Source organism: Halomonas sp. ML-15 (genome assembly GCF_014779595.1).
Lineage (GTDB): Bacteria > Pseudomonadota > Gammaproteobacteria > Pseudomonadales > Halomonadaceae > Franzmannia.
Genome location: NZ_JACXZT010000002.1, coordinates 114,811 through 137,795, shown reverse-complemented (window position 1 = coordinate 137,795; position 22,985 = coordinate 114,811). Strand labels below are relative to the sequence as shown.

The following is a 22,985-nucleotide window of genomic DNA, read 5'->3' as shown; positions in this document are numbered from 1 at the left end:
ATGTTATAACATAACGTATTTATATTTCGACCCTCTGGAAGCGCTTGCATGCCACGACTACCCGCTACCCAACGGCCCTCACCTCTCCTCCCGCATCACACTCACCAGCAGCGACCGGCATTTCGCCACCGTTTTCTCCGGCGACGCTGGATGCTGGGAGCAGCGATAGTCGTTGGCGTCATCGCGCTGCTGGTTCAGCAAGGCGTAATGGAGAGCGCTAGCCTGCAGATCCTGGTCTGGCAGCGCGATCTCCACCGCACCCTCACGCTGGCCCTCAGCGAGTGGTCGACGGCGCCCTCCTGGTCGAGTGGCTGGTGGCTGATGGCGCTCAGTTTCGGCTACGGCATCTTCCACGCCGCAGGGCCTGGGCATGGCAAGGCCGTGATCTCGACCTATCTGGTCTCACAGGGCGGCGGCCTCAAGCGCGCCCTGACGCTGTCGTTCAGTGCGGCCCTGTTCCAGGGGCTGATGGCGATCGTCCTGGTACTGGTCCTGGTCACAGGGCTGGGCTGGTTGACCCGCCAGGCCATGGGCAGCGTGGCCAACCTGGAGATAGCCAGCTTCCTGATGGTGGCAATACTCGGCGGCTGGCTCTGCCTGCGGGCCAGGCGAGTGCTGAAACACGCCCACGCCACGCCCCCTCTCCCCCCGCGGTTGGCGTTCACACAACCGGCTAATGACCACCGCCATTTTCACGTCTATGGCCTTAAACAGCCTGACCATCACCACTGCAGCTGCGGTGCCCGCCACCATATCGCCCCCGCCGAGACCGGCGACTGGCGCACGGCACTGGGCGCCGTGACCGCCGTCGGCATGCGCCCCTGCAGCGGCGCCGTCCTGATCATGGGCGCGGCAAGCCTGCTGGGCCATACGGCGCTAGGGGCAGCCGCCGTGATGACCATGGCCCTGGGCACGGCCATCACCGTCTCCACCCTGGCCCTGGCCAGCGTACTGGCACGGGACTGGGTCTCACGCCATCTTGTGCGCTACGCAGACGGCCGTCTGGCCAGGCTAAGCCACCTGAGCGGCTGGCTGGCCATGGCCGGCGGCCTGGCACTGGTGTGGCTGGGTCTATCGCTGGCCTGGCACGCCAACACCCTGCCCAGCGCCGGCATGCCCCTGCTGTCATAAACCTTTGGGCGCAGGGCATGCCCGATTAGTTGGCCTTGGCCTCTGCCATTGCGGGCTGGAAGTAGTCGAAAAGTTGCGTCACCGCCTCGGGCGTCACCCCGTTGGTGATAAACACGAAGCGCGAGACACCGTCGCGACAGGCCTCCACCGGCAGCGGCTCCGGGGGATGAAAGATGTGCTGCACCCCGTGCAGGGCCAGCGGCTTCTCCCGCCCGACCAGCTTGACGATGGCCTTGACGCGTAGAATATTCTCGCCCAGCAGCGACATCAGCAGGTCCAGCCAATCCTCGAGCAACTCGGCAGAGATGGGATCCTCCACGGTGAAGCAGAAGGTGCGGATCTGCTCGCCGTGGCGGCTTAGGCCGGGGTCGGTATGAGCCGAGTCGCCGCCTGGCTTCATCATCGACACCAGGGAGCCCGGAGCCGATGGCGCCAGCCCGGGAGCAGACGGAACCTGCAGATAGGACGCCGCCCCCAGCCAACGGTCTGCCGAGTAGCGCCCAGCGGGCAGGCCGCCCCCGGTCACATGTTCGGCCGGCAGCTCACCACGGTACACCTGCAGCTGCTCGGCGCCCGGGTTGATCGTTGCCAGCTGGCTGGCAAGGCGCGACAACTGCTCCTCGTCCACCAGGTCGGTCTTGGTGATAAGCAAACGATCGGCCACCGCCGCCTGGCGCTGGGACTCGCGGTGGGCATTCAGGGTCGAGGCACCGCTGGCGGCATCCACCAGGCAGATCACCCCGTCCATGAAGAAGCGATGCGCCAGCCAGTGGTCGGTCATCAGGGTGTGCAGAATGGGTGCCGGGTCGGCCAGCCCAGTGGTTTCGATGATCACCCGAGAGAACGGCTCACCGCCTTCCCGCTCGAGCGCCTCGCTGGCCTCCTGCACGGTGCGGCTCAAGTCGCCGCGGATGGTGCAGCACAGGCAGCCGCTGCTCATTTCCACCACGCTATTCTCGTCGCTCTCGGCGAGCAGCCGGTGATCCAGCCCGATATCGCCAAACTCGTTGATCACCACCAGTGCGCCCTGCATGGCGGGCTGACGGACCAGACGATTGAGCAGCGTGGTCTTGCCACTGCCAAGAAAGCCGGTCAGTACCGTGACGGGCAACTTATCATCGTGGCCGAATACGCCTTGGTTCATGGTTTCACCTTCGGATGACGAGTGGGTTCGGAGAGTGCACCTGCACACTCCGAGCAGGTGCCATGGATCTCGATGGTCGTGCTGCCAGGGGAGAAATCACGGCGCTCGACCAGATTCCCCAGGCATGAGCTCAAGGCGTTATCGACCAGCTCATCGATGCGCCCGCAGTCGTCGCAGATAGCAAACGCCGTCAGGCCGTGCCTGCACGCCTCGAGCCGACAGGCGACATACGCATTCAGCGTTTCCAGGCGATGGGCCAACCCGTGGCGGATAAGCACATCCAGCGCGCGATAGACCTGCGTCGGTGCCGAGAACCCGTCACTACTCAGCCGCTCGAGCAAGGCATAGGCCCCCAAGGGGGCCTCGGCACTGCGCAGCACCTCAAGCACGCGCTGCTGGTTGGCGGTCAACGGCATGGTCACTTCCGTGAGTGGATAGAGTCGCGCTATGGCATTTATGTTATAACATAACAAATATATCCACCACTGTCATCGCCGAGCCATTGCAAGGCCACACGACCTTCAGCGAGGCCGCGCCTCGCCTTTGCCGACACTGCGAAGTCCTGGTCGTCGGCGCCCTACTCCAGCAACTGCTGCTCGCTTCCGCCGAGGTGCCCGCCCGCTACGACAAAGCCGGCCGCAACGGTGTCATGATGCGCCTCATCCTGCATGAGCTGCGCGATGCGGCCACGCTGCTGCTCTTCGCGGCCCTGCCCAAGCTCACTGCCGGCGCCTCGATCACCGCCGTCGCCCTGGAACTGGGCTATGACAGCCCCAGTGCCTTCTCCACCATGTTTCGTAGGGCACTGGGGCAGCCGCCACCCACCTTCGTGGCCTCTTCTCCCATACCATGACTCAGCGCAGTCCTCTCCATGCCGAAGTCTCAGAACGTCATGCCGACGCTGGCGAACACGCTGCGCGGGGCGCCGGGGAAGGTGGGCACGAAGGAGCCCCCCGAATCGTAGTAGCGGCGATCCCCCAGGTTCTGCACCATCAGCTGCGCCCGGTAGCGCTCGCCCTCGCCGAAGCGATAGATCGCATTGGCATCCCAGCGCACGTAGGAAGGCAGCTCGAAACTGTTGGCGGTGTTGGCCTGGCGCGCGCCCACATGGATGGCACCCAGGCCCAGGCTCAGCCCCGCGGCCTGGCCGCCGAAGTCGTAGGTGGACCAGACGCTGGCGCTAGTGCGCGGCGCATTGGCCACCCGGTTGCCGACCAGGGCGGGATCGGTGTCGTCGGTGATCTCGGCCTTGAGCTGCGTATAGCTGGCCAGCAGCCGCCAGTGCGGCGTGATGCTGTAGGGCACGTCCAGCTCCCAGCCGCGACTGCGCTGCTCCCCGACCTGGATCACGTAGTTGAAATCGTCCGGGTCCGAGACCACGCCGTTACGGCGACGAATATCGAACAGCGCCAGGGTGGGCTCCAGCCGACCGTCGAACAGGCTCAGCTTGGCGCCCATCTCGGTTTGCCGGCCCCGGGAGGGGGAAGGCAGATCGCCATCGCGCAGCATGCCGCTGAAGGGCTCGGTGAGGAAGGATTCGGCCCAGCTGGCATACAGCGACACCTCCTCACTGGGCGTCCAGGTCAGGCCGATACGCGGCGACACGGCGTCGTCGGTGCGCGTCAGCCGCTCATCCACCGGCAGGTATTCGGCGCGGGCACCGCTGCGCGAACGGTCATAGCGCGCCCCAAGCAATAGCCGCCACTGGCTGCCGAACTGCAGCTCGTCCTGCAGGTACAGGCCCACGTTGTGGCTGTCGTAATGCGAAGCGTCATAGGGCTCCAGCGGGCCGCTCGTAGCCACGCCGTGCACCGGATCATAGAGGCTGATCGGCAGGTTGACCGGGAAGCCCCCCGGCCCGAGGTTGGCGTAGGCCTCGAAATCCCACTCGTCGTAGTTGTAGTCGGCTCCCAGCAGTACGCGATGGCCCACGACGCCCGTCTCGAAGCGGCGCGCCATCTCCGCCATGACCGAAACATCGGTCTGCTCGTCGACGCTGCGCTGGCGGCGACGGTTGACCTGCGGGTCGTCGGTATCGGCCCCGCTGATCGGCTCGAAGCCGTAGGGATACCACAGCGCATCGCTGCGCGCCCACGACGCCTGGAGCCCGGTACGCAGCTCCCAGCCGTTGTCGAGGTCATGCTCCAATATCGCCGAGGCCAGCACGCTCTCGTTCTCCAGGCGGGCGTCCGGCTCGGCATAGTTGGTGTGGATCGGCACCTCGAGAAACAGCGGACTGTTGCCGAAGCCCCGGTCGAACGACGAGTCGCGGCGGCCCAGTTCCAGCTCCGCGGTCAGCGTGGTCTGGGGGGCTATCTGCCACTGCACGACCGGTGAGATGAACTGGGTTTCCGCCCCCACGAAGTCACGGAAGCTGCCATTGTCCTGCCACGAGCCGGTAACCCGGTAGCTGACGGTGTCGCTCAACGGGCCCGTGGTATCGAAGGTGCCCCGATAGAAGTCATAGCGCCCACCCATCAGGTCGACGCGCGTTTGCGCTTCGTCCAGCGGCTTCTTGGTCACCATATTGACCACGCCGCCCGGCTCGAAGCGGCCGTACAGCGCCGACGCCGGCCCCTTGAGCACCTCGATCTGCTCGATGTTCACCAGCTCATCCACCGGCGCGAACACGCTGCGCCGAAAGCCGTTCTTCAGGTTCGCCGAGGTGGCGAAGCCGCGCAGGCGGAAACGGTCATTGCTGCCGCCCCACCCTACCTGCGGCGTCACGCCGGGCACGGTGCGCACCGCCTCGCCGAAGGTGGTCACGCCGCGATCCTCGATCAGCTCGCGGGTCACCGTCTGAATGGAGAAAGGCGTCTCCTTGACCAGGGCATCGCTCTTGTTGGCGGTGGGCGCCACCACGCTGCGATACGCCCGCTCGCGCGTACCCAGCACGGTAATGTCGTCCAGCTCATAGTCGGGGCTGCCCACCGGCTCCTGAGCAAGGCTAGCGGCGGGCCAGCCGACGGCGAGCGCAAGCGACGCACGCAGGTACCATGGGCCGATGCCTGCGGCAACGGCCCCGAAGCGAAGGGAAGATGTGTTCTTGTTCACCGTAGATCCTTGCTAAGGGAGTGAGGTCCCATGCCGCAGCCAAGGGACTCACGGCAAGTTATTGAAAATAATTGCAATGTAATAACATTGCATCATGTTTTGAGGAAATCAAGCTAACCGGCACGCCACCGGCCGCTGAGCCACTCGTCATGACAGGCCAAACATCAGCGAGCGATGCGCAGACAGCCCTGCCATGGCGCCGTCGGCGACGGCGAAGGTCACCGAGCCTGCGGCGCGGGCGATATCGCCACAGGCGAAGATGCCGGGGATCGACGTTGCCTGCATCGCATCGGTCTTGATGACATTGCCCATCGGCGTCTCTTCCAGCTCGCAGCCGATTTCCTCTACCAGCGGGCTCATATGCAGCCGCGGCGCGACGAAAATGCCAGAGAGCGGCATCTCGCGACCATCGCTCAGCACCACCTCGACTCCCTCGGCTCGGCCAGGCTGAAGGCGCATCACTTTGCCCCGTTCGATGCGGGTACCACGGGCGTCCAACTGCGCCAACTGGTCCACTGATGGCTCGAAGGCGTCGTTCAAGAACAGCGTGGTGGCACCCCAGTCCGGCAGCATCAGGGCGTGATGCATTGAAAGCTCGGAGGACGCCAGCACACCAATACCCGTCTGGCCAAGCTCATAGCCGTGACAATAGGGACAATGAAAAACGCTCTTCCCCCACTGCTCGGCCAACCCGGGAATAGCTGGCAGCTCATCGGTCACACCTGCCGCCAAGATGATGCGGCGTGCCTGCAAGGTGCCTCCGTCGTCCAGGCCCACCGTGAAATCCCCCGCCTCGCCGCCAATCGACGCCACCCTTCCCGAGCGCCACTCCACCGTCGAGTACTCCATCAGTTGACCGCGCGCGTCGGCCGCGATCTCGTCGGGTGGCGTGCCATCTTGGGACAGAAATCCGTGGGAGTGTGAGGCAAAGCGATTGCGCGGCTCGCCCGCATCCACCACCAGTACCTGCCGCCTCGCCCGCGCCAGCTGCAGCCCCGCCGCCATCCCCGCATAGCTGCCACCGACAATCACTGCATCGAAAATCATGTCCTGCTCCTTGTCATGATAAATGTATCTTCAATTGATACACTAAAGTGCGCAGGCGTCAATATGCCGTCGCATATGGGTCGGTCAGTGAGCGGGGAAGCGATAGCCTTGTTGAGTGGCGATCTCATCGAACTGGCTCGCCAGCTCGGCCAGTGTTACCGACCCCAAGCGCTCGATCAGCAACGCTTCCGCTTCGCGCATGGCATCGAAGATCGCCTCGTTGACCACCTGCTCGACCACACAGTCGGGGTTTTCGCGGTCGGTGCCAATAGCAAAGATGCGCGGTCCACCAACGGCATTGTGCACATCCAGCAGGGTCACGCGGTTGAGGTCGCAGCCAATCCGCCAGCCGCCGTAGCGGCCCTTCTCGGCGCACACATAGCCCGCCTGGCGCAGGCCCGCCATGGTGCGTCGCACCACCGCGGCATTGGTGCCGAGCATCACCCCGATCTGTTCGGAGGTGATGGGACCATCCTGACGCGCCATATGCAGCAGTACATGAAGCATTCGGGAAAGGCGGCTATCGGTTCGCAAGGAAGGCGTGCCTTTGCGGATGAATGGGAGGGGTAGACTAGCATGGCCGCAGCATCACGGAGGAGACCGCCCAGAGCAGCTAAGCCCTGACCAATCTGTTCGATGAGACATATTGCGGCCACTTCGATGGCGACGGCGTTTACGGCCCCCCCTCAACGACAACGGCCCCGCGGGGTTAGACCAATGCTTGCGCAGTCACCAGTTCACGCCTCTTCAGCGCATCGCCTTAGCGCCTCGATATCCGCCGCGGTAATCAGCGCCAGATGCTGGGTGATCTTCTCCACCGGCCAGTCCCACCAGGCAATCGCCTGCAGGCTGTCGATCTCCTCCGACGAGAAGCGCTGCTTGATGGGGCGTGCCGGATTACCGCCAACTACCGTATACGGCGGCACATCGCTGACCACTACAGAACGCGACGACACGATGGCGCCATTGCCCACCGTCACACCGGGCATGATCAGGGCGTCGTAACCGATCCATACGTCGTGACCAATCACCGTATCGCCCTTGTAGGGCAGGTCACTCAGTTCCGGCATGACCTTTTCCCAACCGTTGCCGAAGATCTGGAACGGGTAGGTGGAGATACCGGACAGCTTGTGGTTCGCCCCGTTCATGATGAACTTGGCGCCCCGGGCGATGGCGCAGAATTTACCGATGATCAGCTTGTCGCCGATAAACGGGTAGTGGTAGAGCACGTTACGCTCGAAGTTCGCCGAATCCTCCGGGTCATCGTAGTAGGTGAAATCACCGACGATGATATTGGGGCTCTTGACCACATTCTTGATAAAGCACACCTGGGGAAAACCTTCCATGGGGTGCGGGTCGGTGGGAGAGGGTCCGTACATGCCAGGTCTCCTTTTATCCATCGCTGCCTACCGCGCCATTGCCGAGCAGTGCCGCAAATTTATGGCTCGACGAGATGCGCCCTATTCGACGGAGCCGCATAAGGCTCCGGCCAATACTCCACCAGACGGGTCACTCGCCCCTTCTCCACCGTAAAGAACGAGATGGCCGTTGCCGACTGCACGCCATCGGTGATGGCGACCTCCGTCACCACCTCATAAGCTCCCTCGACAAACCGCTTGATCGTGAACTGCCAGCGGCCGTGCGCAGGGTATTCGGCATTCATCTGCGCGAAACGCTCGCCACCGCGAATACGCTCGCTGGACTGCGGCCACTCGAGAACGAAATCCGGCGCTAGCACCGCCACCACCGAGTGAAAGTCGTTCGTTGCCATCAGCCGCCAGAATTCGCGCACCACCGCGCTTGCCGTTTGCATCCTGCTCTCCCCCTCAAGGCCGACGCATGGCGGCCACAAGAACGCTCGCCCCGACCAGACTGCCGGCACTCAGCATCCAGCCACCGCTAGTGGCCAGAAAGGTGAAGGTCAGTAACGTCCAATACGTGCCAGTGTCTGCTCCAAGGCCAATTGGTCGTCCCTTCGCTTGGCTGCCGAGCGCCTGGCCAAGTTGTGCAGCTTGCGACGCACACCTGGTAGCTGTTGCGCGTGCGGTAGTCCAATCAGCCCGAAATCAGGTTGTTCACTCTCCACGGACCGCAGAAATTCACGCGAAGACTCATCCAACCAACCGTAGATCCTCTCCAGCAATCGTGCTCGGCTGTCCAGCAAGTGATCCGCACTTACTAGCTCCGCCGTCATGCCCTTGAAATGCACATTGAACGTCGTCTCGAACTGCTCGGGCTCTCGTGGCGCGAGCATTTCCCAGGCTGGTTTTGGGCTGCAAGTAAGATACACCAAGAAAGTACGCCAAAGGGTTATGTCCGTCCGCTCGTCGTCCAGTAGTAAGCCGATATCGAACAGATCACGAGGGTGCTGCCGTGATAATGCTGCAGACAACTTCCCTGCATAGAGATCAGCGAAGTCGAGCACCTGTACGGAAGCAAAACCAAAGGCCTCCTCCACCTTAGGCCTGACCCGCATCTCTCGCACCGGATGCACCGTACCTCTCATCACCGGTGTCGTCTCAATCTGTACTCGAGCACGACCGCGGCTAACCACCAACCGCGTGATGCCTCTCGCCTTGTCACCCGCTGACACTTGTACCTGCAATTGCAGTGGTCGTCCGCGAAGAATATCTGCCAACGCCTCCAACGCAGCGCTGATCAATGCCGAATCCTCGTCAAAACTGTTTACTGGCAACCAGGCAAGATCGATGTCAACCGAAAGCCGGGGAAGATCATGCTCGAACAGGTTGATTGCCGTGCCGCCTTTCAAGGCGAAACGTGGCTCCTGTGCCAACATGGGCAGGATATCGACCAGCAGTTGCACACGATCAGCATAGCGCCTATCCCAGTTGCTCATCCAAGTCTCCCGGGAGCGTGATCTGGTAGGTGGAATTCAGCCGTCCTCCTGGCACTAGTGCGCGCTTACCACTGCCCAAGTCGACACCATCCATCGGGACATAGGACAGCCACGCGTGACCATGCCGTTCCGCTAACGCGAGAAAAAGGCGTTTGGCCTTTACGCTCTGGCAATGCCTAAGCATCGAGGCCACCTGCTGTGGTCGCAGCGTGGTCATGGCCTGCATCAGAGCGTCAGCCTCGTAGACCAGCGCGGCATCGGAGGCACCGCCACAAAACTCCAGCATAGCCCGCTCATGCATAGAACAAACCAAGTCCAAGGTCCCCGACTCCACCTCATAACGAAGTAGCCCGCAGGCCTGCAGCTCCTTATCAGAGACGTCGGCCATGGCCTGCATAGGTAGGTCGAATGGCCCTCGGCCAAGAAGCTGGAAGCGTTCGTTCAGGGGTAGTTTGCCCACCCAGCCGGGTAGCCGCACCGATCCAAAGAGACTCACCGTCGCCGCTTCGCCTAAACGCAGGTAGTGTTCATAGCCCTGCAACGCAAGCGAAAAGCGCCCGCCTATATGCAGCGGCAGGCCCTCCCGATATTGCAGGCTGCGAACCACCCCCTCCCACTGCAAGCGCCCACCCTTGCGCATGTAGACACCCCGCGCTGGCGACACCAGCCAGCCACTGGCCACGTAGCGCGCCACAAGGCTGTTGGAGTAGCCATGTGCTCTCAGCCAGCGGCTGGAGACCAGGTCAGCATCACCCAGCTCCGAAACAAGGGAGTTTAGCTTTCCATGATTTTGAATACTCATAGTGATCAAAATACACTGATCACAAACCTTCCGCCAAGAGCATTGGGTTTAACTCATGCCGGATTTGATCACTATAAGTGATCTTTTTAAGAAATGTATAAACCTTGCGAAACTCAATGATCGACCGGCCAGATACCCACACCCCGGTAAGGCTGCCTCGCAAGCGGCCCATTCTCTCTCAAGGCCGACGCATGGCGGCGACCAGCACACTCGCCCCGACCAGGCTACCGGCGCCGGTGCGGTGCAGGATACGGCGCAGCCGGGCGCTCAGCATGCGGCCACCGCTGGTGGCCAGAAAGGTGAAGGCGAGATCGCTGAGCACGCCAAGAGCCAGAAAGGTCGAGAACAGTATGGCCAGCTGCGGCAGCAGCGGCTGACTGGGCGACACGAACTGGGGCATAAAGGCCATGAAGAAGGCCAGGCTCTTGGGGTTCAGCGCGGTAACCAGGAAGGCCTTGGCGGTGCCGAGCCGAATATCCGTGTCGGTAGGCGCCAGCTCGCCCAGTTGACCCGCTTCGCGCCACATCTTGATGCCCAGGTAAAGCAGATAAGCGGCCCCAAGCCATTTGAACAACTGGAACAGTTCGGCGGAGGCCATCAGCAGCGCGCCCACACCGGCGAACGACAGCGTCATCGCCAGCAGGTCGCCCAGGAAGAAGCCGGGCAGCATGGCCAGGGCGGCGCGTCGCCCGCGGTTGACCCCGGTGGTCACCAGCAGGGCCACCGCGGGCCCCGGGGACGCGATGATCAACAGGGAGGCCAGGCAGAATGAGAGCCAGAGTTCCAGCGGCATAGCGCGCTCCTCGCACGACGTTCAATGGGCCATATCCGTAACGGCCCGCCAATCAGCATGATCCTCAAGGATCACTGCCGCCTAGTGGAAAAGCAATACGACCAGCCAGCGTTAAGAACTGGAATAGCCGTATTAGCTCAAGTGTCGCTGAAAAAAATCGATCACCAACTCATGGTGACGATTTTCGCCCTCGCTTCCGGGCAGGTGATCCTCGCCCTCGTAGTAATGGACCTCGGGCTGCCGCCCGTGGTCCTGGAGCCGCTTCTCCAGTCGCCGGGTCATCTCCACCGACCACATGCGATCCTTCACACCATGCGAGAGGAACAGCGGGCCAGGGTATCGCTCGACCTCGATCGGCGACGTCGGCAACAGCGCGTCGGAACTGCCCTTCCAGGTCCAGGCACGCTTGCCACCATCCCAGGACTGCCAGCCGGGGTCGCCGGAATCGCGAAAACTGCGCGCGTCGAAGCCACCACACACCACATCGGGCGGGCTATGCGCTGCCATCGCCTCGGGAATCCCTACCACATCATCCCTGGCCATCAACGAGGCGAGCAACAGGGCGTGCTCGGCACCCCGCGAGACACCGTAAAGGCCGACTCGCGGCCCGGCGCAGGGAAATTCCCGCAGCGCGGCCAGCGCCTTGGCAGTGCGATCGAGTGGACAGTCGACGATATGCCCCGCATTCCAGGCATTGCCACCGCTGGAGTAGCCGAAAGGAAAGGCCAGGAAGCCGTGGGCAGCAAGAATCGCCGCATTGCGGTGACTCCAACCCGATAAGGCACCCTCCGAACCATGCAGCACCATGATGGCAGGGAAAGGCCCCTCCCCGGGCGGTCCATAGGTGGTACCCCACTCTGGCATCAGGCGTCTGACGATCTGCAGTGACATGTTTTTCCTCTCTCCTTGATCCACCTGGAATCTGTCCGTGATCACGACACATTAGCATGCTCTTAAAAGATCACTACCAGAAGACGGAAAGAGCAATACGGTCAGCTGTCAGCTAGATTGGTCTGCGCGCCGTCTACTGTCCTAAGCTGGCGGACTCACATCAGGTGAAGGAAGCGCACCATGAACACCATCAATCCCGAGAAGCTGCATCACAGCAAATGGACCGCGGCCAAACCTAGCCACAAGGAGAAGCACTTTCTGGTGACGGCGCTGGAGCGCGACGAGGAGGAGAGCGTGGTCGCGGTGGTCCTCGAGGCGATCTATACCCACCGTGAGAGGACCCTACCCTGGCAGGACCTCAAGGACGACGACACCTGGCTGATGGGCTGGCGCTGATAATGACCGGCCAGCGGTCATGGCGATGGATCCCGGGCTACAGATGTCATCGTAGACGGTAACTGCTGTAGCAGGCATTCGGTGATAGGGTTACAAGACGCCATCCCCACGAGGAGCCTCAAGACCCGCTCACCCTCATGACCAACCTCCATGACGCCTCCCAGACAACCAGCCTCGGCCACGACCTTCTCGATCGGCTGCAGACGCCGGTGTGGATCTTCGATATCGAGCAGGAGCGGATGCATTACGCCAATGCTGCCGCAGTAAAGCTCTGGAGTGCCGATACGCCTCAGGCACTCTACGCCCGTGATTTTGCCTCGACGATGAGTGAGGCGACGCGCCTGCGCCTGGCCGACTACCTTCCACGCCTATCGCGGGGCGAGGTCATAGACGAACACTGGAGCTTCTATCCCGGCGGCCAAGGCATCTCGCTACACTGCCGCTGCAGTCGCTGCATGATGGAGGATGGCCGCACCGGGATGCTGGTGGAGGGGATGGAGAGCGATATCCCCCTGGATGTTTCCAGCCTGCGTGCCCTGGAGGCCATGCGGCATACGCCCATGATGATCTCGGTATTCGACGGCAAGGGGAAACTGCTGATGCGCAATCCAGCTGCCCTGGAAGCTCGCCGCGACCTGACCACCTTGGAAGATTCCTTCACAGACCACCACGCCGCCGAGCAGATCCTCCAGCGGATGGCGCACGAGCCAAAGTGCACCCTGGAGACGCCCATGCGGATCAGCGAGGGCGAGCGCTGGCATCATGTGGACCTGTGCCGCGCCACCGACCCCAAGACGAGCCTGCCGATGATCGTGATGGGCGAGTTCGACATCACGCCGCGCAGGACACTGGAGATCGCCCAGCTCGTCTCCAAGCGCCAGCTGGAGCTGGTCATCGAGAGTCTCCATGTGGGACTGCTGCTCGAGGATGAGAACCGTCGGGTCAAGGTGGCCAATCACGCCTTCAGCAACCTCTTCGCCGGCGGGGCCGCTCCCGAGGCCCTGGTGGGGCTGGATTGCCGTGAAGCCGCGCAGTCCACCAAGACACTGTTCGCTGAACCAGATGCCTTCCTGGCGCGTATCGAAGAGCTCATCGAGGGCAAGTGCCAGCAGGCCCATGACATGCTGGCCATGGCAGATGGCCGCTTCCTCGAGCGTAGCTATACCCCCGTCTTCGTTGGCGACCATCACCATGGTCACCTCTGGGTATATCGCGACATCACCCGGCAGAGGCACCAGGAGGCCGACTGGGCCCACCAGGCCAGCACCGACGCCTTGACCGGCCTGGCCAACCGGCGCTCCTTCGACGAATCCGCCAAGCGTGTTGTCAGATCGGTCAAGCGCGAGGGGCTGCAGGCGGCCCTGCTGATGATCGATATCGATCGCTTCAAGGCCATCAACGACACCCTGGGGCATGCCGAGGGCGACAAGGGCCTGAAGCTGCTGGCGGACACCCTGCGGCGTGGCCTGCGCGACAGCGATCTGCCGTGCCGCATCGGCGGCGAAGAGTTCATGGTCATCCTGCCCGACATGTCCGCTGAAGAGGCCCTGCCGCTCGCCTGGCGCCTGCTCAGGCAGATCGCCGAGGCCAGCATCGACGCCAAGGAGCTGCCCTTCTACTTCACGGTGAGCATTGGGGTCACCTGCTTCAAGGCCACCGACACCAGCCTCGAGACGCTTACCCGGCGCGCCGACGCCGCCCTCTACCAGGCCAAGCATGCGGGCAGAAACCGCGTCACGGCCAACTGGTAATCTCCAGCCCCCTCCTGACCCGCCCAGCCCAAAGTGCTATGTTATAACGTAATCAACGAGGTTCATTCGGCCACGTTTCTGGAGTTCTACCATGGCTAAAGTCCCGGTTACCGTACTCACAGGCTATCTAGGGGCAGGCAAGACAACGCTGCTAAATCGCATCCTTTCTGAGGATCACGGTAAGCGCTATGCGGTGATCGTCAATGAATTCGGCGAGCTGGGCATCGACAACGACCTGGTGGTAGGGGCGGACGAAGAAGTCTTCGAGATGAACAACGGCTGTATCTGCTGCACCGTTCGCGGTGACCTGATACGCATCATTTCCGGCCTGATGAAGCGCATCGACCGTTTCGACGCCGTGATCATCGAAACCACCGGACTCGCCGACCCTGCCCCGGTGGCCCAGACCTTCTTCGTCGATGACGACGTGCGCAGCAAGACCGAGCTGGACGCGGTAGTAACCGTGGTCGATGCCAAGCACCTGCCGGCCCGACTGGATGACAGCCCGGAGGCCGCCGAGCAGGTCGCCTTTGCCGATGTCGTGGTGCTCAACAAGATCGACCTCGTCGACGACAGCGAGCGCCAGGCCCTCGAGCGGCGCATCCTGGCGATCAATCCCTATACCCGCATCGTCGCCGCCAACCACTGCGACGTCGATCTGGACAAGGTGATCGGCTTGGGCGCCTTCGACCTGGAGCGGATCATGACCCTGGAACCGGAGTTCCTCTCCGAGGATCACGCCCACGAGCATGACGAACAGGTGAAGAGCATCTCGCTGACGGCCACGCGCCCACTGCAGCCCGAGCGCTTCGAGACCTGGATTGCCGAGGTACTGCGCAATGACGGCGTCGATATTCTGCGCTGCAAGGGCATCCTCGATCTGCTGGGCATGGAGCAGCGCTATGTGTTTCAGAGCGTTCACATGCTGGCCAACGGCACCCCGACCCAACCCTGGCAGCCCGACGAAGCGCGCCACAGCCGTCTCGTCTTCATCGGTCGCGATCTCGATGCCGACAAGCTGCGGAGCGGCTTCGATGCCTGTGTGATTGACGCCCATACCCCCCGGGAGCCAGCATGAGCCAACCCGACACGCTCCTCGAACAGTTTGGACAGCAGTGGCAGTGGCCGGCCTATGTCCTTGCGGCACGCTTCGACGCCTCGAACCACCTCGCCTTCGCCCTTGGCGATGGCAGCCTGCAGCTGCTACCCGCCGGCAACCCATCAGCGCCACAGCGTGTCGAGGTGCACGAGGGCATAGCGCTGAGCCTGGCCGGCGCCCCGGGCGGGGGATTTCTCAGCGGCGGTGACGATGGGCGCTTGGTACGGGTCGCCGTGGATGGCAGCGTGCAGGAGCTCGCCTCCTTCCCCGGGCGCTGGGTCGATCATGTCGCTAGCCACGCCAACGGAGTCGTCGCCTGCTCAGAGGGCAAACGCCTGCATCTCTACGCGGAGGGCCGCGATGAGATCGTTCGCGAGTTTCCCAGCACGGTGGGCGGCCTCTGCTTCTCCCCGGACGGCCACAGGATTGCGGTGTCCCACTACGGCGGCGTCACCCTCTGCTCCACCCGCTCCGCCGATTCAACGCCGGTGCCGCTGACGTGCCCCGGCTCGCATCTCGCGGTGACCTGGAGCCCCAACGCGCGCTTCGTGCTCTCGGCGATGCAGGAGGATTGCATTCGTGGCTGGCGCCTGGAAGATAATGACGACCTTTACATGAGCGGCTACGCCACCAAGGTGAAATCCTGGTCGTGGTTCAATGGCGGACGCCACCTGGCTACCAGCGGCTCGAACTGCGCCCCCTGCTGGCCGTTCAAGGGTCGCAAGGGCCCCCGGGGACTCGCCCCGAAGACGCCTGGCGACACCACGAGCGCCTTGGTTACGGCAGTTGCGGGAGATCCAGACCACCCCATCCTGGGGATCGGTTACGATGACGGCCAGGTCACCGTGGCCGATATCGACAAGGACCAGGAAGCCGTGATCAAACCGCCAGGCCACGGGGCGGTGACCACCATGGCCTGGTCCCCCGATTGTGCGTGGCTGGCCTTTGGCACCGAGAAGGGCTTTGCGGGACTGTTTCCCGTAGCGGGTTAAATGTTTGGAGATGAGATGATAGCCAAGCGAGAACGCGGCAAGATGGAGCGGCGACTGAGCGCTGCGCTGACAGACGCCTGCGAGCAGGCCAAGCCGCAGCTGCCCGGCTTCTGCTGGTTGACCCACGACGTCGACTACCAGCGCTTTCCCGAGAGCCTGGTGGTGACCTGGGTATTCGATACCCACCCCAACCTGGCCAATGCGCTCAGAGGCGAGGCCCGCCACTGCATCGTCGAGTTGACCGGCGAGGCACTCGCCGAGGCCGGCCTTGATGTCACTGACGCCTCGAAGCACCTCGACTTCGACAGCGAAGAGGCCTGCCAGCGCCAGCACGGCGGCGACTGGCAACAGCGGCTGCGCACCAAGCCAACGAGGCACTGAATGGCCAACAAGATCGAAAGCCCCTGTGTATCGATTTGCCAGCTCAAGGGAAACCTGTGCACCGGTTGCGGCCGCACCATGGACGAGATCCGCGAATGGAAATCGATGAAGCGGCCGCAGAAGATGCAAACGGTGAAGCGTGCTGATCAGCGTTTGAAGAAGCTCACGCCCTCTTAATACGGTCGTTGCAGAAGCGCGCCGCTCAGAACTTCGCCAGCGGAGAGCTGCCGGCATCCGCACGGCGCTCCCGCACCAGCCAGAAGCCCACCGCACCGGCGATCACCAGCATGGCACCGCAACCTGCTGCCAACAGATAGGCACCGGTGACCGCATCTTCGGCAACGCCGAAGCGCCCGGCCAGCGCCGCGAGCGAGCCGGCATACTGCCACCACAGGAAGGCTCCCACCGCAACGCCGGTGACCATGGTCGCCACTGCCACCCGCCGAGTCACCGCCGCCCAGCTGCGCTCGTTCTCCACGGGACTACGGTGTAGCAAGGCGAGGTAGTCGCGCTCCGCCTTGCTGACGCGGCTAAACGTCGAGGCGATCACGATCGCTGCCAGCGCCGCTATAGTGCTCAGCACCACCGGGTGGAGATAGACCGGCAGCGCGATCCACTCGGCCTGCACCATCAGCGACAGGAGCAGGTTGCCCACGAACCCGACGCCCAGCCCCCAGGCCGCGCCGGCCGCGGTAATCCTGCGGCTCCAGATGCTCATCAGCGCCACCGGCCCCCAGGAGGAGGCAAACAGCGTGGCGGCGAACCACACCACCGCCATCACCGCCGGCGGCTGAAAGAGCGCCAGCAGCAACGCCACCAGCCCAGCCGCCAGCACGCCGATACGGCTCGCCCGCATGGCACCACGCTCGCCGCGCTTGGCGGGTAGGATGTCCTGGGCGAGGCTGAAGCCGATGATCGACAGAAAGGTGGAGCAGGAGGAGAGCCCGGCGGCAAATACCCCGGTGAGGATGATCACCCCGAGCCAGGCCGGTAGCACATTGAGCGCCGCCCACACCATGGCGCGCTCACCGTCGAGTGTCGGGTCATAGAGATTGATCGCCGCCCCGGTCATCATCATCAGCGCATAGAAGATCGCCAGCACCACCGCGGTGAGCATCGCCGAACGCATCACCACGTGCTCGTTACGCGCCATCAGATAGCGGCTCGACTGCCAGGGACTGGCCGCCAGCACCGTGGCCCATACCAACCCCAGCGTCAGCCCCCAGATGAGCGCCTCGCCGGGCGAGGAGAAAGCCGCCCCCTCACCCTCGGTCACCCCATGCCACAGGGCGATACCGGGCTTGTCGGTCTGTATCAGCAGACCTTCTATAACGCCCGACCAGCCGCCGAGATCGCTGATGATATAGAGCGAGCCACCCACCGCAGCGATGGAGAAAATCACGAACATGATAGTGTCGGTGAGCACCACGCCCTGCGAGCCGGAGTAGAGAATAAAACTGGTGTAGGTGAACCACACCAGCATCAGCCCGGCCCAGTAGGGTAGCCCCGTGAGCTCCTCGAACATGATGCCGGCCCCCTGCATCACGCCCAGCAGATAGGCGCCCAGGCCGAATACGGTGGTCAGCCCGGCAATCATCTGTACCCGCTTCGAGGCGAATCGCTTGCCGAAGAACTCGGGCACCGTCAACGCCTCGCTGCGGCGCAGGTAGCGGCCGAACACCAGCGCGCCGAGCAGGCAGCCGGCGGTGCTGATGGCGGCGAAGATCAGCATCACGAAGGGATAACCCTGGTAGGCGAAACCGGTCTCGCCCAGAAAGGCGCTGGTGCTCAGATAGCTGGCGACCAGGGTGCCGAGAATCATTAGCGTGGGAGCGTTGCGTCCAGCGACAAGATAGTCATCAAGATGCTTGACCCGGCGGCCGGCAAGATTACCGATGATAAAGTAGCCAACGAGGCTAAGCACGATGGCAACGGTATAAACCATGGCGGATTCCACCTGTTGTTGAAATTTTCCGCCATGGTAAGCGCCAGTGCCTAAGTGACTGTCTTCATTGCGACATACGCCGCAATCGGTACGACTCGCAACGGCTCTTTACCCATCATCATCCACGAAAGGTCGCACCGACTGATCGATGCTTACAGCGAGACTCCCTGCAAGCGGTGCTTGGCGGCATCGATGAAGGCGCGAACATTCGGGTGGTCTCGACGACCGCTTTGGAACAGCAAGGAGATCGGCAGCGCTGGGGCATCGTCGGTCAGAACCTGCTCGAGCCGCCCCGCCGCGACATCGTCGGCGACCTGGTAGGAGAGCGACGACACCATGCCAAGCCCCGCGACCGCCGCGGCAATCGCCGCCTCCATCTGGTTGACCGTTAATCTGGCAGGGCCAGCGGAGCGCCCCACCTCGTCCTCGACCCGGATCACGTCATGGTCGCGTAACTCGGCGAGTGTCGTCGGCCGTCCCCGCGCCGCCAGATAGGCCGGGCTCGCACTCATCACTCGCCGCACCTGGCCAACCCTGAGCATATGCAGCGAGCTATCCGGCAGCTCGGCGATACGCACGGCGACATCCACCCCCTCCTCGACCAGGCTCACCACCCGATCCAGCAGCAGCAGCCTGACCTGAAGGTCGGGATACTGCCGCAGCAGCTCGACCACCACCGGCTGGACGTGCAGACGGCCAAACATCACCGGAGCCGTTATCGTCAGCGTGCCCCGCGGCGTTGAGCGGCGGCCCTGAACGATATCGAAGGCCCCGTCGATCTCGGCGAGCCCCGCCCGACATCGCGTCAGAAACAGCGCCCCCTCCTCGGTTAGCCGCACGCTACGCGTGGTGCGCCTCAACAGCTGAACCCCTAGGCTCGCCTCCAGCCCCGCGATGGTCCGCGTCACGGTGGTCGGCGACATGCCCAGACGCCGCCCCGCCTCGGCGAAACTCGCCTGCTCGGCAACGCAGATAAAGGTCCTCAGCGTTCGCAGCCTATCCATCTCTCCTCCACAGCGGTCGATCGTTATTATCATAAACCGCAATAGTGAAGTGCGATTTTGATGGATTCTCCCATATTGCGACTAGAGACAGAATGTCCTCATCATCTGCAAGAGGACATACACCATGAAGCTCTACCATTTCGCCCTCTCGGGGCACGCCCATCGAGCCGCCCTGTTTCTCTCCCTCGCCGGGGTCGAGCATGAACTGATCGACGTCGATCTGGCGGCCGGCGCTCACCGCCAGCCGGAGTTCCTGGCACTCAACGCCTTCGGTGAAGTGCCGGTGCTCGACGACAACGGCAGCATCATCGCCGACTCGCTGGCGATCCTCGTCTATGTGGCGAGGAAGGTCGGTCCGTCCCACTGGCTGCCCAGCGACCCGGTCGAGGAGGCGCAGGTACAGCGCTGGCTCTCGGTCGCGGCGGGCAAGATCGCCTATGGCGCCTGCGCCGCGCGGCTGATCACCGTCTTCGGGGCGCCCTTCGACGCCGACGAGGTAATCGGGCGCGCCCATGCCACCCTGCATGTCATGGAGCAGACGCTGGCAGAACAGCGCTGGATCGCAGCCACGCAGCAGCCCAGCATTGCCGACATCGCGCTCTATAGCTACGTCGAGCGCTCCCCCGAGGGCAACGTCGACCTCTCCGGCTATCCGTATATCCAGGCTTGGCTGCGCCGCATTGAAGGCCTGCCCGGCTTTATCCCCTTCCAGCGCACCCGGGCCGGGCTCGAGGCCTAAACCCGCCACTACCTCAATCCGTCACTCACTCAAGGAGTCATGACCATGCGCTTCGACAACCTCCACCTTGACCATATCGGCATCCGCGTCACCGATCTCGCCACCGCGGAAGCCTTCTACGCCAAGTTCGGCTTCCGGCGCGATCCCGAGGAGTTCGCCCCTGAGGCCAAAGCCTGTGGGCTCGTGCACCCCAGCGGTATACGCATCCACCTGATCTACAACGGCGAGCCCGCCGATGAGGGCAACGTACTGTTAGATGCAGCGATCAAACGGCCCGGCTACACCCACGCCGCCTTTATCGTCGAGAGCATGGACGACCTGGTGGCCTGGCTGAACCGCGAAGGGATCGAGATCACCGAAGGGCCGGTCATGATGGGCCACGGACGCCGCAGCGTCTGCTTTATCCGCGACCCCGACCGGAATGTGCTGGAGTTCAATGAGATCCTGTCCCAGCCACATTGATGTTGCGGCGGAGCTCTCTACCCAGCGCCCCGGGGCTGGGTATTAAAATCGACGATGAGCGGCTTGAAGCGCTTAAGATTGAAACGAGAGAGGCAGATACGTGCCTATTTCAATGAGACTTTAAAGCGTCAATCAAGGCACGTAGCGCAACGGGTATGTGGCGACGGCTTGGGTAGTAGAGATAGTAGCCAGGAAAGGTGGGGCACCACTCAGCGAGTACTTGGATCAATCGCCCACAAGCGATGTCGTCGGCCACATCATGCTCTAGCAGATAGCCGAGGCCTGCGCCGGCTCTTACCGCCGCTATTGCGAGTGGTGCTTCATTGACAATCAGCGGGCCGCCGGTGTGTATCTTGATCTCCCGTCCATTGTGCTCAAACTCCCAGGGTAATAGCCCGCCGGATGTCGTGAGCCGAAAGCCAATGCAGCGATGGCGTTTAAGATCCGCCGGTGTCCGGGGCTTGGGGTATCGTTCGAAGTAGTCCGGTGTGCCCACCACTACCGCGCGCATCTGCGGCCCAACGCGCACGGCAACCATGTCCTTCTCGACCGTCTCGTGAAAGCGGATGCCTGCATCAAACCCTGCGGCCACAATATCGGTCAACCCGTTCTCTATGCTCACCTCCACCTCAACATCCGGATTGGCAAGTAGAAAGGCGGGGAGCGCTGGCTCCAGAATCATCTGCGCAGCATGAGCAAAGGTGGTAATGCGGATGGTGCCCGAAGGCGATTCGCGCCACTGAGCCAGTGCGGCCAGGCCATCCTCTATTTCTGCCAGCGCAGGGCCGAGTGAGCGTAGCAGGCGTTCGCCAGCTTCGGTTGGGGCAACACTGCGCGTGGTGCGCGCTAATAAACGAATACCCAGACGCTCCTCAAGCCCGCGCATGGCATGGCTGAGGGCGGAGGGGGACATGGCCAGAAGGGCAGCGGCACGGGTGAAGCTTCTCTCGCGTGCCACGGTCGCAAAAGCCAGAAGATCATTGAGTTCGCGTCGCTGCATTGCTGCATTTTATTCACAAGTTCATGTCTTTATCCAGGTCTAATCGTCACACGACGATAAGCCTATAGTGCTTAAGAGACATTAATCGCTATAGGAGAAAGAGCATGGATTTAACCCATTACCGTACGTTAGGAAATTCAGGGCTTGCAGTGAGCCCGTTGGCACTGGGCACCATGACATTTGGCGCTGGTCGCTGGGGTACAGGCGAAAAAGCCTCCCGTGACGTGTTCAATACCTACGTTGAAGCTGGCGGTAACTTTGTTGATACAGCAGATGTCTATTCGGCTGGCCAGAGCGAAGAGATGCTAGGCAATTTCATTGCCGAAAGCGGCCTGCGAGACACCTTGGTGATTGCGACAAAGTCCGGCTTTTCCCGCCCCCAGGGGGCGCCCAATGCCGGAGGGAGTGGCGCGAAGAACATCCGTCTTGGGTTGGAGGGTTCTCTCAGGCGCCTGCGCACCGACTATATCGATATGTTCTGGGTGCATGTATGGGATCGGTTCACGCCCGCAGAAGAGGTGCTGCAAACGCTGGTCGATGCCAAGCGGAGTGGAAAAATTCTCCATTACGGCTTCTCTAATGCGCCTGGTTGGTATATCGCCAAAATCGCCACGTTAGCCCAGGCGCACGGACTTCCCGCACCGGTGGGTCTTCAGTATCAATACTCGCTTATCGCACGGGGCATCGAACTCGATATCCTGCCTGCCGGCAACGAGTTTGGGCTTGGCATGGTGCCCTGGAGCCCATTGGGCGGTGGCCTGCTCAGCGGGAAATATGGTCGTGACATGCTTGCCGAGTCGAGCCGTGAAGGGGGGCTGCCGAACAAGGCGGGTGTGACGCAGGAAGAGAGCGATGGCCGTCTTAACGGCGACAACCCCTTCGGTGGAATGCTGTTTACCGAGCGCAACTTCGATGTCGTCGACGTGGTGCGTGACGTTGCTCAGGAGATAGGCCGCTCAATGGCTGAGGTGGCGCTGGCCTGGGTCGTCAACCGGCCTGGCGTTTCCAGCGTACTGGTCGGTGCCAGCCGCGTTGCCCAGCTATCCCAGAATATTGCCGCTCTCGATATCATGCTCACGCCAGAACAGCAGGGCCGCCTTAATCAGGCTAGTGAGCTGGAGCAGATTAACCCTTATTTTATCTTCCAACTACCGCCGGACTTCATCCGTGGCGTGCCATCAGTCACTGCGTGGAAGGCCGTTTGATAATACCATCCTTGTAAATACGCCCTCGGCAGGCGTTCGGCCAGTAAACCCATAAATGGCCGGGCGCTTCAGTGCAGACCCCAGGGCGCCTTCGACGAGATCGACGCTGCTACCCTGGATCTCCTGGAACGTCGGGAGACCCCTTAGGCACAAGTGCGCATCGTGATATCGCACGAGGCTACGACGATGTCATCGCGCCCTGTCTCGCGGAACTGCCATATGCTTGAGAGTCCAAAGAGGACGACGAGCCTCTGTCGATTACCGTGCAGGGGCCGATTATCTTCAACAACCT

At 62.5% G+C, this 22,985-nt stretch carries 25 protein-coding genes; 11 read left to right on the top strand and 14 right to left on the bottom strand.

From position 1 onward, the window contains the following. Positions 1 to 48 precede the first annotated feature (48 nt). Positions 49 to 1,131, top strand: a complete 1,083-nt coding sequence (locus tag IEI94_RS02330; protein WP_191165193.1) for a nickel/cobalt transporter — start codon at positions 49 to 51, stop codon at positions 1,129 to 1,131. Positions 1,132 to 1,156: 25 nt separating this feature from the next. Here the strand turns inward: IEI94_RS02330 and IEI94_RS02325 are convergent, their stop codons facing one another. Beyond that, entirely contained in the window at positions 1,157 to 2,275 is a 1,119-nt protein-coding gene (locus IEI94_RS02325) for a CobW family GTP-binding protein (RefSeq protein WP_191165192.1), read from the bottom strand. Continuing rightward, on the bottom strand, positions 2,272 to 2,691 hold the full coding sequence (locus IEI94_RS02320) for a Fur family transcriptional regulator (protein WP_191165190.1): 420 nt from the start codon (positions 2,689 to 2,691) through the stop codon (positions 2,272 to 2,274). The genes IEI94_RS02325 and IEI94_RS02320 overlap by 4 nt, the downstream gene beginning before the upstream one ends. 86 nt (positions 2,692 to 2,777) lie before the next feature. On the opposite strand from IEI94_RS02320, the gene IEI94_RS02315 reads away from it, so the two are divergent. Further along, positions 2,778 to 3,128, top strand: coding sequence for a helix-turn-helix domain-containing protein (locus IEI94_RS02315; RefSeq protein ID WP_224749896.1), 351 nt, complete (start codon positions 2,778 to 2,780; stop codon positions 3,126 to 3,128). A 29-nt stretch (positions 3,129 to 3,157) separates the two neighbouring features. Here the strand turns inward: IEI94_RS02315 and IEI94_RS02310 are convergent, their stop codons facing one another. From IEI94_RS02310 to IEI94_RS02270, 9 genes are all read right to left on the bottom strand, one after another. After that, a complete protein-coding gene (locus tag IEI94_RS02310) occupies positions 3,158 to 5,329 on the bottom strand; it encodes a TonB-dependent siderophore receptor (RefSeq protein ID WP_318153348.1) in 2,172 nt (723 codons plus the stop codon). A gap of 147 nt (positions 5,330 to 5,476) precedes the next feature. Next, the gene (locus tag IEI94_RS02305) at positions 5,477 to 6,376 is read right to left on the bottom strand and encodes an NAD(P)/FAD-dependent oxidoreductase (protein WP_191165185.1); all 900 of its coding nucleotides are present in this window, start codon (positions 6,374 to 6,376) and stop codon (positions 5,477 to 5,479) included. A gap of 84 nt (positions 6,377 to 6,460) precedes the next feature. Then, the gene (locus tag IEI94_RS02300; protein ID WP_191165183.1) at positions 6,461 to 6,910 is read right to left on the bottom strand and encodes an Rrf2 family transcriptional regulator; all 450 of its coding nucleotides are present in this window, start codon (positions 6,908 to 6,910) and stop codon (positions 6,461 to 6,463) included. Positions 6,911 to 7,113: 203 nt separating this feature from the next. Further along, positions 7,114 to 7,755, bottom strand: coding sequence for a Vat family streptogramin A O-acetyltransferase (locus IEI94_RS02295; protein ID WP_191165181.1), 642 nt, complete (start codon positions 7,753 to 7,755; stop codon positions 7,114 to 7,116). Positions 7,756 to 7,814: 59 nt separating this feature from the next. Then, positions 7,815 to 8,189, bottom strand: a complete 375-nt coding sequence (locus IEI94_RS02290) for a nuclear transport factor 2 family protein (RefSeq protein ID WP_191165179.1) — start codon at positions 8,187 to 8,189, stop codon at positions 7,815 to 7,817. A gap of 108 nt (positions 8,190 to 8,297) precedes the next feature. Continuing rightward, complete coding sequence (locus tag IEI94_RS02285; protein ID WP_191165177.1) at positions 8,298 to 9,233, bottom strand: nucleotidyl transferase AbiEii/AbiGii toxin family protein; 936 nt, start codon at positions 9,231 to 9,233, stop codon at positions 8,298 to 8,300. Beyond that, positions 9,217 to 10,035, bottom strand: coding sequence for a type IV toxin-antitoxin system AbiEi family antitoxin domain-containing protein (locus tag IEI94_RS02280; protein WP_191165175.1), 819 nt, complete (start codon positions 10,033 to 10,035; stop codon positions 9,217 to 9,219). Before IEI94_RS02280 ends, IEI94_RS02285 begins: the two co-directional genes overlap by 17 nt. A 178-nt stretch (positions 10,036 to 10,213) precedes the next feature. After that, positions 10,214 to 10,828 (bottom strand): LysE family translocator, encoded by a 615-nt coding sequence (locus IEI94_RS02275; RefSeq protein ID WP_191165174.1) that lies wholly within the window; start codon positions 10,826 to 10,828, stop codon positions 10,214 to 10,216. A gap of 132 nt (positions 10,829 to 10,960) precedes the next feature. Next, positions 10,961 to 11,719, bottom strand: a complete 759-nt coding sequence (locus IEI94_RS02270; protein ID WP_191165172.1) for an alpha/beta hydrolase family protein — start codon at positions 11,717 to 11,719, stop codon at positions 10,961 to 10,963. 180 nt (positions 11,720 to 11,899) lie between these two features. Between IEI94_RS02270 and IEI94_RS02265 the strand changes: the two genes are divergently transcribed. The 6 genes from IEI94_RS02265 (at position 11,900) to IEI94_RS02240 (ending at position 16,515) form a co-directional block, all read left to right on the top strand. Continuing rightward, positions 11,900 to 12,115: a TIGR02450 family Trp-rich protein gene (locus IEI94_RS02265; RefSeq protein ID WP_191165170.1), complete on the top strand. Its 216-nt coding sequence runs from the start codon at positions 11,900 to 11,902 to the stop codon at positions 12,113 to 12,115. Between the two features lie 137 nt (positions 12,116 to 12,252). Further along, a complete protein-coding gene (locus IEI94_RS02260; RefSeq protein WP_191165168.1) occupies positions 12,253 to 13,866 on the top strand; it encodes a sensor domain-containing diguanylate cyclase in 1,614 nt (537 codons plus the stop codon). 91 nt (positions 13,867 to 13,957) lie between these two features. Further along, positions 13,958 to 14,944, top strand: a complete 987-nt coding sequence (locus tag IEI94_RS02255; RefSeq protein ID WP_191165166.1) for a CobW family GTP-binding protein — start codon at positions 13,958 to 13,960, stop codon at positions 14,942 to 14,944. Further along, positions 14,941 to 15,957 (top strand): WD40 repeat domain-containing protein, encoded by a 1,017-nt coding sequence (locus IEI94_RS02250; protein WP_191165164.1) that lies wholly within the window; start codon positions 14,941 to 14,943, stop codon positions 15,955 to 15,957. The genes IEI94_RS02255 and IEI94_RS02250 overlap by 4 nt, the downstream gene beginning before the upstream one ends. Positions 15,958 to 15,972: 15 nt before the next feature. After that, entirely contained in the window at positions 15,973 to 16,338 is a 366-nt protein-coding gene (locus tag IEI94_RS02245) for a hypothetical protein (protein WP_191165162.1), read from the top strand. After that, positions 16,339 to 16,515: a DUF1289 domain-containing protein gene (locus IEI94_RS02240; RefSeq protein ID WP_191165160.1), complete on the top strand. Its 177-nt coding sequence runs from the start codon at positions 16,339 to 16,341 to the stop codon at positions 16,513 to 16,515. A 25-nt stretch (positions 16,516 to 16,540) separates the two neighbouring features. Here IEI94_RS02240 and IEI94_RS02235 read toward each other — a convergent pair whose 3' ends face one another. Next, complete coding sequence (locus IEI94_RS02235) at positions 16,541 to 18,283, bottom strand: sodium:solute symporter family protein (protein WP_191165157.1); 1,743 nt, start codon at positions 18,281 to 18,283, stop codon at positions 16,541 to 16,543. Positions 18,284 to 18,435: 152 nt separating this feature from the next. After that, a complete protein-coding gene (locus IEI94_RS02230) occupies positions 18,436 to 19,287 on the bottom strand; it encodes a LysR family transcriptional regulator (protein ID WP_191165155.1) in 852 nt (283 codons plus the stop codon). 124 nt (positions 19,288 to 19,411) lie between these two features. On the opposite strand from IEI94_RS02230, the gene IEI94_RS02225 reads away from it, so the two are divergent. Both IEI94_RS02225 and IEI94_RS02220 read left to right on the top strand, forming a co-directional pair. Next, on the top strand, positions 19,412 to 20,026 hold the full coding sequence (locus IEI94_RS02225) for a glutathione S-transferase family protein (RefSeq protein WP_191165154.1): 615 nt from the start codon (positions 19,412 to 19,414) through the stop codon (positions 20,024 to 20,026). 45 nt (positions 20,027 to 20,071) lie between these two features. Then, positions 20,072 to 20,488, top strand: a complete 417-nt coding sequence (locus tag IEI94_RS02220; RefSeq protein ID WP_191165152.1) for a VOC family protein — start codon at positions 20,072 to 20,074, stop codon at positions 20,486 to 20,488. A gap of 109 nt (positions 20,489 to 20,597) precedes the next feature. Here IEI94_RS02220 and IEI94_RS02215 read toward each other — a convergent pair whose 3' ends face one another. Next, entirely contained in the window at positions 20,598 to 21,488 is an 891-nt protein-coding gene (locus tag IEI94_RS02215; protein WP_191165150.1) for a LysR family transcriptional regulator, read from the bottom strand. A gap of 104 nt (positions 21,489 to 21,592) precedes the next feature. Between IEI94_RS02215 and IEI94_RS02210 the strand changes: the two genes are divergently transcribed. Next, a complete protein-coding gene (locus tag IEI94_RS02210) occupies positions 21,593 to 22,693 on the top strand; it encodes an aldo/keto reductase (RefSeq protein ID WP_191165148.1) in 1,101 nt (366 codons plus the stop codon). The last annotated feature ends 292 nt before the right edge of the window (positions 22,694 to 22,985 follow it).